The organism is Nocardia pseudovaccinii NBRC 100343 (assembly GCF_001613225.1).
In the GTDB taxonomy this organism is placed as follows: domain Bacteria; phylum Actinomycetota; class Actinomycetes; order Mycobacteriales; family Mycobacteriaceae; genus Nocardia; species Nocardia pseudovaccinii.
Genome location: NZ_BDBY01000043.1, coordinates 34671 through 52208, shown reverse-complemented (window position 1 = coordinate 52208; position 17538 = coordinate 34671). Strand labels below are relative to the sequence as shown.

Here is a 17538-nt window from a genome sequence, read left to right as displayed (position 1 = left end):
TCGTCAATTCCTCCCGGCCGTCGTGGGCGCGGACCGTCCGGATCCCGTCAGGTGCCACCGATGCCGTCAGCACGATACGATTCCCGGCGCTGAATTCGAACCGCGTCCCCACCGGGAACGCGGCCCCCGAGAACTTGTCGGTGAACACCCGCCAGCCGTACTCGTCGACCCGATCCTGCTCCGAGAAGCGACCGGGCGTTACCACGGGGTGGGTCGAGTCGGTCTGGCCGAGTCCGGGGGTGATCGTCGCCGATGACGGTCCGGCCGCGTGCGGGTCGGTGCCGGGTATGGACGAGCGTCCCGACGCACCGGCAGTCGCTCGCGCCGATCCGCTCGCCTCGTTACTCCGCCGTTGCCGCTTGGCCGATGGACCGTGCGAGCCGTCCGTCCGACCGGGACCCGCCGCGGGACCGCGTGATCGGGTGACGTCGGGAGAATCGTTGTCGTCGGGTGCGCCGATGCGGATGCCGGGGGGAAATTTCCGGATCGGCTCGCCGCGGAGGCGAAGCCCGCGGGTCGGAGTGCCGGTCGGGGTGTAGAGAACGGCGAACAGTGCCGCCGAATCGGTTCGGCCCGGTGGCCTGTGGATCCTGCCGTCGGCGTCGGGGACCGAATCGCGGACGACGATGACGCCGCCCTCGTTGACCATGCGGTACGCGTGCGCGCCGATACCGTTCGCGTTGACGGCCGGGTGCACGCCGACGACCAGGGCCTGCGCGCCGGGGCCGAGACGCAGTAGCTGCGCAGCGATGCGGTGCTCGTCGGCGTATCCGCGGAGCTTTCCTCCGGCGGCTTTCTCGGCTTCCTGCTGCGAGCGGCCGGGCAGTTCGGGTGCTGTGCCGTCGGGCGGTGTGGATCGGTAGTACGGCTGGATTGCGGTGCTGCCGTTGTCTTCCTGGATATCGGTCAGCGCCTGGGCGAGGCAGTCGAAATCCGTGTCGGCACCGCGCACAGCAGTCTGCGGTCGGTCGACGGTCGAGTAAGCAGCGGAGCCGTCACCGTGCGCGGATTCGAACGTATCGAGCAGAGCGTCACCGAAATAGGTCTCGCCGCGTTCGGGCTCGAACCTCGGATCCGGCCGCGGTGCGGTCGGTGGTTCGAAGTGTCCGCGCAGGACGATGAAGTTGGGGGTGTAGAAGGAGTTGAAGGGGTCGGTTCCGATTCCGGTGATTCGGTAGGGCGTGTTACTCGCGAACAGGAGCTCGTTCTCGTGTGCGTTTTTCGCGCGGCCGTCGCGGCCCAGATACACCCCGAGGGGGCCGGATTGTCCGGGTCGTCTGCGTGGTACCTCGAGTTCGAGGCGGTAGTTCGATTTGGTACTGGTCGCAACTAGTTCGGTGGTCAGTGAGGTGGACAGGAGGTTGGCGTTGCGCTGAAGGACATTGAGAACGAGGCGGGGGTCCTTGCGTCCGTCGACGGTGTTGCCGTGCTGATCGATGGCCATGAAGTCGATGTCGCCGAGTGCCCGGACGACGAGGAACGGCTCGGTTCCAGGCAGGGGCCGGCCGGTTCCCTGCTCGAGCAGTTCGAGAAACTGGCGGACGTTTTCCGGTGTGGGCGCGGTACCGAAGTTCTCTCGATATGCCCTGTCGAACCGGTTGTAGAAGATCGCGTCGACACCGATCTGTTCCCAGCGCGCTGGCGGGCGGGGGTCGTGCAGAATCTCGTTGAGCGCGTGCAACTTCCGAGTCTCGGAGTCGTCGAGGTATGCACTCTCCAGTCGGCGCACCGTGTCGCGGTCGGAGTCGGTACGGTCGCCGGGATTCTTGTCCAGAGCTGGCCGTAGCTGTTGCGCTTCGGCCGCGGTGCACCTGCCGATCAGATTGTCCTGCAGATCTTTTCGCGACTGGACCAGCGTACTGAGATCGGGCGTGCTGAAGGGACTGTCGCTGAGGAGGTCTCTGGTGGCGGCGTGGCGCTGGAACCGGTCGAATCCCTCTTCGAAACTCTCGCCCGCGTGCATCTTCCGTATCAGGGTGTTGGTGAGGGCGGAGGATTGCTGGTAGGTCATCAGGGCGGTGCGTACTTCGGGTAGCTGCCGAGGCCAGGTGCGGAGCACAGTGTGGCCGTAGTCGGCGCCGTCTCGGTTGCTGGTGAACACGCGCACACCATCGAGGGGCAGTTTCGCGGTCGTGGTGTCGGGGACCAGGGGTTGCACCGTCCACGTGGCCGGATCGGCGTGTGGCAGGGATGCGGTGATCGCTGTGGGTGCGTAGAGGTGGATGTGCTGTGTGCCGGGGTGGTGGGTGGTGAATTGGGTGATCGCCGTGTGGAGGTGGTCGGTGGAATCGCCGGGTGCCCGGGCGCCGTAGTCGATCCAGAAGACGCTCGCGTCGCCGGGGCGCGTGCGGGTGGTGTCGGTGTGCAGTCCGGCGACGCGGCCGGGCATGCCGTTCATCGCGGCGGCTGTGGTGGCCGAGTATGCGTGCCAGTGCACCGTCGGCGCGGTGTCGACGGGGCCGAACCCGATGGCTATGCGCCCGCGCCGACCCAGATCGTCGTGGGCGAAGGACAGCAGGTGCACCGCCGGTGGCGTGCTGCCGGAGGAATCGGCGGCCATTTCGGCGGTCCTGACGGCAGCGCGCAGGGCGGTGCGGGGGATGTCGAGGTTGTGCCATTGTTCGAGCAGGTCCGGCGGCAGCCCGTCGTCGAAGTCGTCGTGCTCTTGGAACCAGTCCCGCTTGACCATGAGGTACCGGATATTGCGGGCGTGCCGGATCGGCGCGGCGATGACATCGCTGTTGCGCAGGGCGGGGAATTTGTCGAGCAGTCGGAGCTGTTCGTCGTTCATCCATTCGCCGATGAGCAGGTTGTCCCACCAGGTGCGGCCGGTACCGGGGTAGGTGTAGGGCGAATCCAGCTCGTGCAACTGCCGCAACACATCCGGCGCGAGCTCGCCGCTGTCGTCGGCGAGCCTTCCGAGCCGGTCCACCTCGAGCTCGATGAGTCGCCTTCTGAGGGAGTCTTGCATCTCGAACGGGAGGTTTTCGCGCAGAGTAGGGAATTCGGTCAGCAGACGGAGCTGTTCGGCATCCGGCAGATCGTCGAAATGCAGGTTGTTCCACCAGGTTTCACCGACATCACGCCACCAGGTGGCCGAGGTGCCGAGCCCGGCGGGCGGTCGCAGTGGATCGACCGCGCCATGCCCGTCGCCCGTCTGCGCCGGTTCGACTGCCGGCGGCGCTGTGTTGTGATCGCTCGGCGTCGCCGTGGTGGTCGAGGGTGCGCCGATGCGGACGTCGCGGGGGAGCTGCGGGATGGTTTCGCCCGGAAGGTGCGGCGCGGGCAGGTGCAGCGGACGGGTGGGCGCCAGGGCCGGGGTGTAGAGAACGGCGTGGACGGCCCCGCCGGGCGTTCGGCCCTTCCCGGGCAGTTTGTGTTTCGGGTCGGCGGTGTCGTGGACAACGATGACCCCACGATCGTTGACCATGGCGTAGGCGTGTGCGCCGATGCCGTTCTCGTTGACCTGCGGGTGTTGGCGAACGACCAGGGCCTTGGCTCCCGGCCCGAGGATTTGCAGCTGTATTGCGACGTGGTGCTCGTCGGCGTATCCGCGGAGTCTGCCACCGGCGGCCTTCCTGGCCTCTCGCAGCGAGCGGCCGGGCAGCTCCCGTCGAGACAGGCCGGGCAGCCGCGTGGACCGGTAGTGCGGCCGGATTGTGGTGCCGCGGTTGTCTCCCTGAATGAATTCCAGTGCCCGGGTGAGGCAGTCATAGACATCCACGAAACGGCGGCGCGCGGTGGCACGCGGTCGGCTGGTGACAGCCGGGTGGGCGGTGCTGCCGTCTCCCTGCGCGGGGGCCGCGGTCGTGTGCGTGGTGGGAGTGCTTGTGCCGCTGCCTGTTCGATGCACGATCCGGTGGAAGAAGGTCCGGAGGGGACGACGTGGAGTGTGTTCGGTCGATGAGGCTTGCGCGTGTCCTGCCGCCGGTGATGTCGGCCCGTCGTCGGTGGTGCGATGGCCGCTGAGACGGGAGACGAAGCCCCGCAGACGTTCTCGTGCGTGTGATCTGCGTGCAGGTGGCTCGTGCGAGGTGTCGTTGGTGCGGATGTCCGGGGTGTTGCCGGTCCGAACGTGCGTGCTGCCGTCTGTCGCCTGGGTGATGGGATCCTGACGTCCGGTCGTGGAAGTCCCTGTGCCGTCACCGGATCGGGTGCGCGGCGTGCGGCTGTCACCATCGTGCGGAGTGTCGCCGACATGGTCGTCGGATGCGGTGGGTTCGGTGCCGGGTGCGTCGTAGACCAGGTCGGGGAAGTCCTCGAAGGGCCCCGGCTCTCTGACCATTTCAGCCATCCCGGGTGGGCGGGTCATCTCGGTCGAGCCCAGTCGGGAGCCCGTCTGCGATGTTTCGCCGGGCTGTTCGTGTGTCTCGGAGTCGCGCGTGATCGCAGGTCGATGCCCAGCGCGCGGCGGCCCGCGCGTCTCCTCGATGCCGAACGCGGGCAGCGGTCGGAATCGTTGCGTTTCCCGGATCGATCCCGACGGCTCGAAAATGTCGGCCAGGCCGGTGTGCAGAACTTTGCCGTCTCGGTCGTGGGTGGTCCGAATGGCGAACCGGTTCGGCCGGAAGGGATCGGCCCGCTCCTCGAGCGGTGCCACGGACTTGTGCCGGGCCGGAATCTCGATCGTCGTGTGTACCGGGGGAAGCTGTGTCCGGCTGGCGGTTTCGGCCTTTCGCCCGTGCTGGAGGGAACTGCTCCGGGGCGGAATCTCGGGGGGAACGAGCCGACCGGGACGCCGATCCTGGTCGTCGGTGCCGCCGTCGGAATCGTCGTCGTCGAAACGCAAGGCGGACCGGATGTGCTCCAGGCTGAGGGGGATCGCCGGACCGATCGGTGCGGTGTGCTCGCTCCTGGTCTGCGCTGGTTCGTCCGGGGAGGGTTCGCGGGATTGTGCGGAGTGGTCCGAGTTGGTGCTGTAGACGGACTCGCCATCGGACAGGTCCGCGTGCTCGATCGGTGTCTGCGACCGCGGCGGGGGGGCGGATTCCCGGTGTTCGGCCGTGTTGGGTGGTCCCGGTTCGGGCAGCGGTGCGTACCGGACGGTGCCGGTGGACCCGACGGTGCCGGTGGGGGAGGAAGGTCGGATATCGCCCGTGGGCGAGGCGGCGGACTCGTCGAGCAGGTCGCTCAGGTGTTCTGCGTCGTCGTGCGGTGACCGGTCGAGTTGCTCTCGCGTCAAGGCGTCGAGCATTTCTTGCCGCAGTTCGTCCTCCCGCACGGCACGGCCGGGCTCGTCCTGCAGCGGACGGGGTCGTTCGCTCGAGTCTGTGGTGTGTGTCTGATCCTCGGGTGCCGCAGCGACCTGCGGCGGACCCACAGAGGTATCGATCGACGGCAGGGCTCGGATCGGCACGGCCGCAGCGGGTTTGGGGCTCGAACCGTCTGCTCGCGAGTGCCCGCGCCGGACCAGTTGGCGCAGCGGTCCTCTGGGCTCGGCCAGCACCGCGGGTGCGGGTCGGGCGGGCAGGTTGGCCGAGGTGTCCTGCGCGGGTGGATCTTCCTGTTCGGGAATTGTCTCCAGCGGGGTGCGGGACGTGGAAGTCACCGAGGCGGTGGAGTCGGTGGTCTGCTCGGCCTGCCGCGTGTTGTAGGCGTCCAGGTTGTCGGTGGTGCGCCCGATAGCGTCCCCGGAGACGAAGAGTTTGCCTCTCCGGCCGCCGATTTCGATCTTGGCGAACCCGGCGAAGCGGTGATTCTCCGCGCCCTCGCCGGATTCCGTCACCGCGCCGGTGCCGACCTTGAGGATGTCGCGGCTCTCGCCGATGACGGCGCCGGACTGGCCCTGGGTCGCGCTGTTGCCGCCGAACGGCAGCCCGGACGGGTTGCCCCGGTTGGTGGAGTCCGCCGTGAAGGAGTTGGTGAGGCCGAATGTCAGGCCGATGGCGATCTCGTTGTCGGCCGTGCTGCTGGCGCTGGTCTTCGCGGTCCTGAAGTGGTCTATGGCGGTATTTTTGCTGGTCAGATCGATGCGAGGGGCGTACAGGCTGACCTTGACGTAGGTGCCGGTGACCGTCTCGCCGTCGGCGTGCGCGGCCGGGGGCGGCACATGGTCACCCGAGCCCGCGACGCCGAGGAAGGGGGCGGTGGATTCGGGCCCGAGCAGGGTGATCCGATTCGAGGCGGCCAAGTCCCGCAGCCGGGTGAGCACACTCGTCGTGGAGTAGGTCTGTTCGCCGATGCCGAGGACGGAGCTGTCCAGGGACGGGTCGACGGCGCGGAGCGCGTCGGCCAGTTGCTTTGCGCCGCCGAAGTATTCGAGCGTGAACGGCCCGTCGGGTACCCAGGGCTCATCGAACAGGGCGCGCAGCTCGGCGGGGACCTCCATCTCTAGGGCGACGCCGTCGGCGGGGGCAGGCGGGCGGGGCACGGCCGGATCGGAACTGTAGATGCCGGGCGCGGTGCGGTGTGCGACGGCGCCGTTCTCGGTGTCGGAGGTGTAGAACCGGACCAGGTTGTCGGCGTCCACGGTGCCGCTGACCGTGTGGTCCGGCGGCGGGAGTTCGGCTTCGTCCAGAGGCGGGAGAATCCCGGTCGCTCGCCCGAAGGTCGTGGTCGCTCGCCCCACGAAATTGACGAGATCGATCCCCTTGGACACCAGGTAGGTCTTCAGGTCCTCGGTCGCCAAGCGCGAGCTGACCGTAACCTCGTACACGTAGGGGATGGGAAATTCGGTGGTGCCCTGGACGACCCCGGCACCCCGGCCCGTCGTGGTGCTCCGGCTGGTGCGCTGCCACGACGCGGTACCGGGATCGTCGGTCCGGGCGCGGGCCCGGGTGCTCTTCCAACCGAGGGTCAAGGCGCCCGCGGGCCGCACCGTGTCGGTCACGCCGCTGGGATTGAAGCCGATCTGGTAGCTCCTGGAACGTTTCGAGCTGACAGCGGTGGCGCCCGGGACGGGAAGCGCGCTGCCGTCGCCGCTCGAGGCGCCGATCACGGTGTCCATGGTGGAGGTGGGGGTGACCTGTTTGCCCAGCAGCGCGTCGAGATTGGTTCCGGGTGCGGGGAAGGCGGCGTACGAAATCGTCACCACGCGCGGCAGGATCGAGTAGGGCCACGAGCGATCGAGGAAACTGACGGAGACGCGGTTGCCGGGGAGGGTGCGCAGGCCGAGGCTCGTCGTCTGCCCGTTGATCAGGGGCAGGAGGGCGGAGAGGAAGTTGCTCGAGTCGACTTTGGTGATGCCGGGCGCGACCTGCTCCACGAGTGCTACCGCAAGGTTGTAGTAGGCCGCGCGCCCGCCCCTGAGGATGGTGCTCGTCACGGCGCCGGCGCCGAGGCTGCCGCCGCCGGTCTGCCGGAAGGTGATCGGCGGGAGCCGGTCGGGCCGCGGCGCCCGGGGGATCTCGTAATCGCTGTTCGCACGGACGATTTCGGCCAGCTCGGGGTGATTCTGCAAGTCGTTGTCGACGAGGGAGAACTCCATATCCGGTACATCGATCATGCGGGTTACCGTGCGGGGCGCGCCCGGAATCTGGTTGACGAGCCAGTTGCGGGTTCCCTTGGTGACCCGGAGCTCGAAGTGAGCGTCGGCGAAGAACCCGTGGCCGACGCCTCCGACGTAGCTGGGGACTCGGGACGCGTACGTGCTGTCGGCGGCCGAGTCGGAGTCTTCGGCGGAAGTGCTGTGCTGGAAGTTGCCCGCCGGTGCGAAACTGCTGTCGAAGGTCTCGCCGTAGCGGCCGCGCGGGGAGAGGCCCCAGCGGTGGCCCCGTTGGCGGGCCGCGCTGCGATGGTACTTGTTCTCGTGCCGGAGCCAGTGTTCGAGGTCCTTCTTTTCCGGCCCCAGATATCTGACTCTGTCCAGGTAGGCGGTGAGCGTCCACGTGTAGCCGCCGCCGCCCATGGCGCCTTCCTCGCTCGCGGCCTCGCCGACCAGGACATCCTGGAAGATCGGCAGTGCGTAGGCACTGAGATGGTGCGGCGAGAGGGCGGTATGGGTGACCTCGGCGGTCATCGACCAGGGATTGGTGGCGGGCTCGCCGACCGCGTTTCGCCACACCCACCTGCCCGCGCCGGTTGCCTGATCGACCACCCAATGCACCGCGCCGCGGAGGGCGCCGCCTACTTCGTACCAATTCACCGTTGTGAGCGGGTCGACGTCGACATCATCAGAGAGGTCGCCCGGCATCTCGTCGGGTGACTGTCGCTCCTCCGCCGAATCCGCGGGGAGGGCGTCCGGCGCCGGCGGGTCGGCGGGCGGGGCGGAGTGGCGGAGTTCCGCGATGGCGCCGGCGAGGGCTTTCCGGAGCGCCTTGCTGCCGACGACCTGTTCTATGACGGCGCCGTCGGGGATCCGCAGAACCCCGTCTTCGAGGGTGCGTCCCGCGGACGGCAGTGCGAGCCGCCGGGTGTCCCCGGGGGTCGGATTCCGGATCGTGAACGAGGGGCGTGGCGCGTCGGCATGCCTCTCGGAGAGGGTGCGGTTGGTGGGGACCGCCACGCTGAGGCTGCCGTTGTCGGTGATCGCCCGGGTGGATGCGCTGCCTGGCCGCCAGTGAGTGAACGTCATCGTGTAGCTGGTGGGAAGGGTGAAGATCTCGAGATCCGGGCTGCTGACGGTGTAGTTCTGTTCGCCGAATCCGGAGCTGGACCCTCGGCTCTTCGTGTTCTTCCGGGAGTGTTCGTAGACGCCGGTCACGCCCCCGAACGGTTGGCTCCTGGGGGCGCTCAACGGATTGGTCACCCCGGCGTTGATGCTGGCGCGCCAATTCCGCCACGGCGCCGCCGCCGAGGACTCGTGGCCGCCGGAGGTCGCGGAGACGGTGTAGTTCTGCGTTTGCCATCCGGGCATCCTCCATTGGTGGTCGACGCCGTCGTACGGGTCGTCCGAGAGATACCTCCGCGCGGTCTCGAATGTGATCGACAAGCGCTCGGTGCCGTTCGCAGTCGCCCGCTCGAACCACTCGACGAGACCACCGTCGATCGCCTCTACCTGCCCCGAACGCCGACCGAGCCGACCGCGCATCCGATCGAAGTGGGTGACGTTCTCCAGCAGCTGGTCGGCGGTGACGTCCTGGGTGAGCCGATCCGCCAGTCCGGGGGAGTCGTGCTCGGACGGGAAGAAGCCGAGGTCGGACAGGGTCTGCTCGGCGTCGTCGAACAGATCCTCGGTGCCGTCGACGCCGAGCACCGTCGTGCTCGTTCCGAGATTCCACAGATGCACGACATGCGGGCGCGGATACCGGGTTTCGTTGTCGGCGGGAGCGTGGCCGAGATCCCGCAGCGACGGCACCAGGGCACGGATCGGGTAGTCCTTCCCGCCGTGCAACGGGGTTCCGGGGGCGGGCTCGAGGGGCGGGCCGTACGGGCGGACCAGGTCGACGTAGAGGGTCATCTGCGGCGTCACGTTCAGGTAGTCCCCCGCGAACCGCAGCGATTGCGCCGTGCTGGCCGAGTTCGCGTAGGTCAGTTCTTGGCTGAATTCGTCGAATACCCCGCCCCGGCCGGTGATTCGGCCGCCGATGGGTGCGAAGCCGGTCTCGTCGTCGGCGGCGCTGGAGCTCAGCTGGAACGTCAGCGCCAGGGAGAGGCCGAGTTCGTTCTTGATCGTCGAAGTCTCTTGCAGGCCCAGCTGCCGTGCCACGTAGAGCTCGACGCGGCTGTTCTTCGCGGTCGGCCCGGTGATCTCCGTACCGCCGTGCAGGACGGCGCGGAATCGCAGCTGCCCGATCGTGTCACCGGATGTGGTGTCCAGGGGCCGGGTCGACACCGAACCGTCCGCCATCAACGGGATTGCGGCAGCGAACTTGCGCTCGTCGAAGAACCGCAGCAGCTCTGTGATGGAGCCGTCGGATATGTCGCGCAGAGCGAACGAGGCCATCAGATCGGCGCGGATCTGGTCGATATTCGGAACACCGAGGATGCCGTGCAGCGGGAACTCTTCCACCAGCCGCTCGATCGGCGCGGGAATCGTGGCGGGGTCTTCCGGATCGATCGTCGGCAGTTCGCCGCCCTCGGTCAGGTATCGAGGGAAGTAGCCCTGCAGCGGCGCGGCGTCGACGATGGTCTGCCAGCCGTCGGTCAGCTGGTGCGGAGAGAGCATGTCGGCCCGGCCGTTACCGGGGCGGAACTGCCACTCCCCGAGAAGTTCGTAGAGATCCGACGGGCCCAGGCTGCGCGGCTTCACGATCGACTGCACGTCGGTATCCGCCAGCGTGCCGCCGGTGAATTCGTTGTATGTGGCGTGAGGCTGCCAGGTGAAGACGATACGGTGGAGCACACCGAGATCGACAAGCCAACGATGGACGAACGAATACATACCCGATCGCTCGTTGGTATTGCTGTGCCGGTTACGGTGCTCGGCGGTGGCGAAATCCGCCCTCTGGTTGCCCACCGGAGGAACACCGCCGACCGGTGGCCGCTGGTTGTCCGACCGGCCGACGACCCGCCACGCAAGACGCAGGTGACCTGGATAGGGATTGCCCCGATACTCCGCCTCCACCGGCGTGCCCGAAACGGTCATTAGCTGGTGGAAATTCTGGGCGGCCGCCTTCACAGCGGGCCGCAGCAATGCCTCGAACGCCGGATCCGGGCCGTCGTCTCCCTCGACCAGCCCGATGATCCGCTCGCTCAGGCGCTCGATCTGATCGGGGGGAACGGGAAGCATGTGGACCATGTCCTGGAGGCCGTCGCGCCTCGTACCGATCTCCCGGAGCACCGGGCTCAGACCATCCGGGGCTGACAGGGAATCGGCGGTACCGAAGAGGCGCGCTAGACCGAAATCGGTGTCACCGTCCGGCGGCTCGCTCACCGGCGCGACGTGCCCGGGCCCATCGAACAGGTTTCCCAGCACATGGTCTTCCGGACCGTCGAACAAGGACGCACGCGGCGCGGAATCCGTTGGCGGCCGGGCGAACAGGCGATCGCTAGGTTCATCATCCCGGCTGCCGGTGCCGATGCGGATGTCGCCGAGGGGGTCTTCGGAGATGGGGGCCGCTCCCGCTCGACCGCTGGTGCGTGGGTGTGCGCTGCCGTCGTCGGTGGGTGGCGGGGCTGTGGGTGGCAGGGCTGCAGGGGTGGTCCGTGACGTCCTGACGCCCTTCCGGAGGCCTACGCGCACTGTTCTCTGCGCCGTGGCTTCGGGAGACTCGCCGTCGATGGGCTCGATCTCGAGCCTTCCGAGAAGTGCCCTCTTCGCCCGATGTACCCCTTTCACGGCGTTCTTCATATCGGTCGGAAGTATTCCGCCATTCAGGTGTCGTGCGATATCTTTGGGATCGACGATTCCTTCCGCATAGCACTCGAACAAGCTTTGTTCGGATCTCGGCAGCTCGAAGGCGGGCGCGGGGATTGCAGCGATCTTGTTTCTGTCGAGTTGGTTCCACCAGTTGGCCTCACGCACGGCGGAATCGACGTCGGAGACTCCGAGCTTTTGGTATGCGCTGGCGCGGCCGTGTTGCATCCCACCTATCGCCAGCGCGGCCATCTGTCTGCTGGTTTGTCTGAATTCGTCGCTCTGGTTGAGTTGGCGGATGAGCGATTCATATGTTGTGTAACCGGCAGCACGGTGCTCGAGGACAGCCTTCTGTAGCGGCGTGAGTTTCGGGCCGGGGATTTTTGTGGTGTAGCGATGGCCGACGCCGTGGAGATGCAATCCGTATGCGTAGGTGTTGTGTTCGGGGTGCTGTTCGAGGTAGTAGATTTTCCGGCCCGGAGCCGTATCGGTGGTGAGGATGTGGGTCGTGTCGTTTCGGTGGATCGCGACGTTGGTGCCGGTGTATTCGATGGCGGCATGGAGTTCGAGAGGCAGGTGGAGGCCGGGGAATTCGGTCGAGCGGTATCCGGTGATAGTACCCCTGCGGATTGCGGTGATTTCGTCGTCGAGTGCCCGGTCCGGGTCGGTGTGATCGGCGGCGAGGTAGTTGCGGTATTCGCGGCGGTGGATTTCGATGTGGTCGGCGATACCGTCGCGGAACTCTTGGAGGTCGGTTATTTCGAGTGCTCGGGCGAGGGCATCGAGGGGCGGTCTCTTGTGGCTCCAGCGCGGCGGTGCGGGCGTGTGGAGGGTGATGTCGGAGTCGGTGTAGTTGCGCTCGAGGTGGTTGATGAAGCGGGTGCGGGGGAGGGTTTCGGATTCTGTCGGAGTGGTGTGCAGCTCGATGGTGCCGTAGGCATGCACCGTGGCGGTGGCGTCGCCGGGCAGGCGGATTTCGGTGCCGGACGGGAGGGTGTTGCGGCGGAGATGATCGATGAGTTCGGTGGTGGTGACGTGGGGGTTGATCGTGGTGTGAGTGGTGGTGTCGGGTGTGGGATGTTCGAGGGATATCGCGGTGACGGGATGGTCGGGGTTGGTGGCGAAGTCGTGGATGCGTTCGAGAGCGGCGGTGCCGGTGACGACGGGTTCGTCCCAGCGCGTGCCCGGATTGGCGTGGGAGCGGTATTCGGGTCGTAGCCCGTGGTCGTCGGTGACGGTGAGTCCGATCTCGCCGAGATCGTTGACCAGGCGGATGCGGGTGCCGGGCGGGTAGCCCTGGTCGGCCCGCGGGTCCAGGGTCGCGACGAGGGTGTCGTATGCCGCCTGCATGTCGTGGTCGGCGAAGACCTGGCCGAGATCCCGCGGTGCCCGGCCCGGCGCGGTCGCGGCATCTGTGTCGAGCAGTCCCCACGAGTGCGCCTCTCGCACGGCGGCGTCCGGGTCGGAAACTCCGAGTTTGTGGTAGATGCCGCGCTTCCCGCCCATCGCGTCTCTTACGCGACGCTCGATAATGCCGGGGAACTCGTTTTTGATGCGGTCGAAGATTGCTTTGTACGTTGTGTGACCGGCGTCGCGCTGCCGGAGGATGGCTATATCCAGGCCCGTGAGTTTGGGGCCGGGGATCGTCGTGGGGTAGTTGTCTTTGCTGCCGGGGGTCCGTCCGCGTTGATAAATGCCACGGTCGGGATGCCTGCGGAGGAAATAGACGGGGGCACCGATAGCCGGATTGTTGAGGATTGTCTGGATAGCGCCGGGTTGGTAGATGACGACGTTTAATCCCTCCGCAGCGATGGCGGCGTGCAGCGCGAAGGAAATACCGGGATATTCGGCGGAGGGGTGGTCGGTGGTTTCCCCCTGAAGAATTGCGGCGATTTCGTTTTCGAGTGCTTGCTCGGGGGCGAGCTGAGAATTGGAGATGTAGTCGCGATATGTTTCACGGTCGTTGGCGATGTGATCAGCAATTTTACGGTGGAATTCTTGGATCTCCTGGGTGCTGCTCATGCCGAGCGCGTAGGCGAGGGCCGTGAGGGGCGGGTGATGCTTACTCCACTCCGGAGGTGTGGGCGGGTGAACGGTGGCGGTGTCGGCGGCGGCATCCGTGTCGAGGCGCTCGAGGAACTGGGTGCGATTGAGGGTTCGTGATCCTTCGCCGGTGTGGAGTTCGATTTTGCCGTTGGCGTGGATGGTGGCGGTGGCATCGCCGGGGAGGTCGATTCGCGTATCGGCGGGCAGGATATTCCGGCGGAATTGGTCGGTGAGCTCGGCGATGGTGGCGTCGAGAGTGTGGACGGCAGGCGCCGGAGAGGTGTGATTGTGGATGAAATCGAGGGCGTTCTCGCCGGTGAAGATCGGTGTGTCGCCGTTGGGTTCGACCTGCAAGCCGTGCTGGGTGACCAGCAGTCGGAGCGTTCCGTCTTCGGGGCCGAGGCGGATGTGGGTGCCGGGTCGATATTTGCCGTTTCCGCCTGTGCGGATGGCCCGGGTCAGGTCCGCCAGCAGCAGCTCGGGGGTGTCGAATTCTTGGCGGCGGTAGGGGTGGGCGTGTTCGACGAGTGTCGTGGTGATCGGAGGGTGGCTGGGTTCGTTGATATATGCCCGGATCAAGTTGAGCGCGTTGTCGCCGGTGAAGGTGGATCTCTCGGGGCCGGTGTGCGGGAAGTATTCGGGGTGTATGCCGTTGTTGCCGGTGACGGTGAGGTGGAGCGTTCCGCGGTGATCACGGAGGCGGAGGCGGGTATCGGGCAGGTAGGTGTTGTTGAGACCGGTCTGGATGGAGAGTGTGAGGTCTGCCAGCGGCACGTCGGGTGCGTCGAACCTCCGTGTGTCGCCGGTGCCGGGGTACTCGACGAATACCTCGGGTGCGGGCTGGCCGATGCCGAGTGGTGGCGCGGGGTGACCGGCGGTCGTAGTGGTGGAAGTCGCTGCGGGACCGGGCTTCTCGGGTCCGTACAGGCCGCGCGCGCCGGGGCCGCCGAGGGCGACGGCGCGGAACGTCGGCAGGCGGTCCAGGCTGACGAAGATGATCCCGCCGCGCAGGGGGATGGTGGCGTCGGGTGGGTCGGTGCGGCCGGGGTCGGGGATCCAGGTGGCGGCGCCCGGCTCCCTGCGTAGTTTTCTGCCGTTCGCGTCGGTCGAGAATTGGTGCCCGCCCGGCGTTTCCCAGGTCATACCCGCGGCGGAGACCCACTGCTGGGTACCGTTGCGCAGTCGGACGTGCCGGTCTCCGGTGGGGGTGATGCGGTAGGTGGTTCCGTTGGGGTCCTCGCGGGACTCGGCTTCGCGGTGGACGGTTCCGTCGGGGTCCCGGCGGTATTCGATCCGGTAGGTGGTGTTGTCGGGGTCGTGGCGGACGTAGGTGGTGTAGGTGGCGTTGCTGCCGGGGTCGTGGCGGGTGTGTTCGAGGGTGAAGCCGGAATCGCTCGGGGCGAGGCGGTATTCGATGCCCTTCGCCGGGACGGGGTAGACGCCGATTCTGTCGTGCGGGTTCTCGAGTCGGAGCCCGATCGGTGTCCCGGTGTTGTCGCGCACGACTTCGAGTAGTGCGTACGCGTGGTCGCCCATCAAGCCGGGGACCAATGTGGTGTTCTCGTGGCTCTGCCCGAAACTGTCCGTGCTGATCGTGACCGTGGTGTGGCGCCGTGCCAGCCAGTCCAGCTGTTCTGCGATCGCCGCTATGGCGGCCCGATAGTTGGGCGGCGACGAGTCGGTGAGCAGCCGCTGCTCGGCCCGTCCGCCGTACATCGCGTCGAAATAGGTTGCCAGGGCGTCCTTCTCGCTCGCCCACCGTCCGGGGAGCTGCTGGTCGAGGTATTTGCGGAAGCCCGCGGGCGCGGTCGGATCCTCGGTCTGCGTGAACTTGTCCCACGCGGTGCGACGGGCGGCGGGGTCCTTGGGGTGTGCGGCCTTTATCTCGCTCACCTTGGCTTTGAACAGGGCTTCGAAGTGCGGCTGGATATTGTCGAGAGCCTTGCCCAGCTGCCGGTGGAACTCGTCGTCTCCGCCCACCAGTTCCCGCATGGTGTCGGGATCGAGGCGGAGCCAGTAGAAGCAGTCGAGGACCACGCGGGAGGGCTGTGTCAATGCGCCGCCGTCGGGGTGGTGGGAACCCGCGTCGAGGTAGGCGAACACGTCCATCCTGGCCAGGTCCGAGTTGGTGCCCACGTGGTATCCGGTGTTGCCGCCGAGACGCTGTGCGATGGCTTTCACGATCATCGAGGGCCACAGGGGCTGTCCGGGCTCGTGACCGACTACGTATCCGCTCTCGGTGCCTGCGGTCACAGGGATGCTCTTTTCGACGGGCACCCATTCGATTTTGTTGTCGATGCGGAGGCGGACATAGACGGTGCCGTCGCCGTTGTCTTGCAGCATGTCCTTGATCAACTGCGGCTCGCGGTGGGCGATGGCTTTGAGCGGTGCGACCAGGGCGCAATTGCCGATCGTGCCCTGTCGTACGTCTTGCGATCGCGGCCCCTCGGGGCCGTACAATTCCTCGTGGGTGCGATCGCGCATTACGGGTGCTGCGGGAAGTACGTGGTTCGGGGCCTTGACGGCCACCCAGTCCGAGGTCTTGGGGTTTCCGATGTACTGCGGCCCTGTGTACTGCGGCCCCGGCTGGGGCATAGTGACGAGTTGTTCTCCGTATGCCACTCTGAGGACCTCGCCCTTGCCGTGGCGGTTCCTGCCGAAGATGCGGATTTCACCCTGTACGTTCCAGGAGATGGGGCGGAAGGAATTCAGGACACCGGGCGGGTACACGAAATCGTTCACCATTTGCTCGGGAGCGTGGAACTGTAGTCCGGTCGAGTCGACCATTTCGTAGACGCGCTCACCGGACGGCAGCTCGATCAGCTTCGCGTGCGCACTGCCCGTGGCAGGCATGACGATATATTTTCCGTCGCCGTTGACGAGGGTGAGAGTGTCGCGAGGACGAGTGGTGCGCCCGGCGTACATCGACACCGGATTCGACGCGGAGAGTTTCGCGCGCTGTTCGGGCGTGAGGTTCTTCAGGCGCTCCCGGTGTTCGGCGGGCGTGGGCTTACGGAGGTCGCTGCGATCGATTCGGGTGCGATCCTCTTTCGTGGTGCCATTTCGCTCGAATTCGGCGACCGCTCGCCGCATGGTTTCGAGAAGGTGTTCGCCGAAGTAGGTGTCGTCGCCTTCGGGTTCGGTCTGTGCGCGGTTCCACCCGATCGTCCGCGTCGGATCGGGATCTCCGATCGCGAAGCGCACGCCGGTGCCACGGACTTGAATGCTGGGAAACTTGCTCAGATGCCGGATGTCGACGCTGAGTGCGCCGTCTTTGCCGTAGATGATGCCGCGAAGGGTTCCCGGCCAGCCGCCGATGGCCTCCGGCACGGCAGGGTTGTGACCCCACGGGTTCCCCAACTGCAGCGTGATTCTGCCGTCGTCGTGGGATCGCACATCCACCTTCGAGTAGACATGGCTGCCCACCACGCCCGGATATGTTGTGACATCCTCCAGCGCATCGCCGAACTGGGCGGTGTCGAGAACGATCGTATCGCCGCGATCGCGGAGGAACCGGATGAGATCGGCGATATGTTTCCCGGCCACTCCGCTCGTGAACGGTTTATCAGGATCATAGGCTTCGGCCAGATATTTCAGCAGCGCGGCCATTTCCGCAGACCACCGGCTGCGCTCGTCATCGTTCAGGTGCGTCCGGAGGAACTTCTCGAACCTCTCGGATTCGGGGACGTCCTTCTCCTTCTCCTTCTCCTTCTCCTTCTCGGATTCGGGGACGCGCTTGTCGGGGAACCGCGCGTCCCGCCATTGCTGCTCCAGTTTTCCGAGGCGTTGCGCGAACTCCCAGTCCGCCTCCTTGTGCATCTGCTCGGAGATCAGGTCGTGCAGGGTGTCGACGCCGAACCGCATCGGATGCAGAAATGTCGTCAGTGCGACGCTGCGTACAGGCTGATGTATGGAGCCGAAATCGCTCACCTCGTAGGGTGGCAGTAATTGCTGCATCACAATTCCGGCATGGCCGCCCCGAATTTTTTCGTAGTCGCCGCCCATGACGATCGCATATGCCTTCTCGGCGAGCGCCACCCAGGGCGCATGAGCGTCGTCGTAGGCGGCGTACAGTACCTTACCGTCGGCATCCGCCCACAAATCCCTGGTCATTCGAACCCAGACCGGAACATTGTTCTTGTTGAACAATCGCACGAGTACGGTGCCGTCGCGATATTCGTGAAACATATCCAGGATCGCCCGGGGATTATTGTCGGCCATATCCTGCAGCGGCGCGAGAAGGTAGCAATCACCGAGTTTGCCCTGGGCTACATCCCGCGAGACCGGCAGGTGATTCCCCTCGGGCGTGCGGTGGA

Annotated in this window: 1 protein-coding gene (cut by both window edges); it reads right to left on the bottom strand. The window is 66.4% G+C overall.

This entire window lies inside a single protein-coding gene on the bottom strand: locus NP3_RS05920, encoding a C2 family cysteine protease. The 48912-nt coding sequence extends 9467 nt beyond the window's left edge and 21907 nt beyond its right edge, so the window shows coding positions 21908-39445, spanning codon 7303 (partial) through codon 13149 (partial); reading right to left, the first codon wholly in view occupies positions 17534-17536. Both the start codon and the stop codon lie outside the window.